Raw genomic sequence first — 1,154 nt, 5'->3', positions numbered from 1 at the left:
AGGCGTCGGCGTAGGTGTGGGTGTCGGAGCTGGCATCGGCATTGGCGACGCTACGGCCAATTCGACCAGCGACAACACCAACAATAACGGCAACAACAACAGCAATTCGAGCAGCAACAGCAGCAACAACAGCAACACCAACACCAACACCAACAATGTTAACGCCAATGTTAGCGCCAGCGCGACGTCGGACGGAAAGCAGGACGACGATTTCATTGACCTCGACGACGTGAATGTCGGCCTCGGCGGCGTCATGATGTTCAGCCGCGACGGCGACATCAGCTTCGATCCGGGCGATGACGTCAGCTTCTCGGACGTCCTGAACGGCGCGTTTGCCGGCGCTGGCAATGGCCACAGCGCCACCATCATCAACCAGACCGGCGACATGAAGGACAACGACTATCTCGGCAGCGCGACGGTCCAGAATAACGGCTACTTCGGCAACAAGGGCGACGCCAAGGGTGGTTACGCCAAGTCCGAGGAAGGCATTGATGCCGGCGGCGACGGCGGCCATGCTGGCGATTCGGTCGCTTTCGGTGGCTTCGGCGCCAAGGGCGGCGATGCCGATACCGGCAGCGCCAAGGGCGGCGATGCCAAGGGCGGCGGCGTGGCGGTGAGCGTGCCGATTGTCGTCGGCTCCGCTGACGCCAAATCAGACGGTGGCAGCGCTTATGGGGGCGACGCCGTGCCGATCGCGGTTAGCGGCGACGCCAAGGGCGGCGACGCGACCGGCGTGGCTGTCGGCGCAGGCCTCGGCGGTGACGGCAAGGGCGGCGACGGCGACAGCGGCGAAGCCTATGGCGGCTACAGCGGCGACGCCAAGGGCGGCGACGGCGGCGACGGCGTCGGGCTCGGTCTGGGCCTCGGCCTGGGCGTCGGCGTCGGCGGCGACTCCAAGGCCGACGGCGGCGATTCCGACGCCAAGGGCGGCGATGCTGGCGCGCTTGGCTTTGCCGACGCCAAGGGCGGCGACGGCGGGTCCGGCGGCAATGGCGGCAACGGCGGCAACTCGACCGCGGTACCTGTCGCCCTGGCGCTGATGGACGATGCCGAGGCTGGCAGCGACAACGATCCCTCTTGGGGTGGGAACAAAAGCGATGACAACGTCGCCGTAGCTATCCCGATCGCCGCGAATGGCGACACCGATGCCGGCA

At 66.7% G+C, this 1,154-nt stretch carries 1 pseudogene; it reads left to right on the top strand.

The features are described 5' to 3' along the window. Positions 1-16: 16 nt before the first annotated feature. Positions 17-1,154 (top strand): annotated as a pseudogene (locus AC0L2Z_RS35265) (hypothetical protein); the annotation flags it as partial.

The sequence above is a fragment of the Mesorhizobium sp. WSM4850 genome (assembly GCF_055811735.1).
The sequence above is the reverse complement of the archived record's forward strand: the minus strand, read 5'-3'. Positions and strand labels throughout refer to the sequence as shown.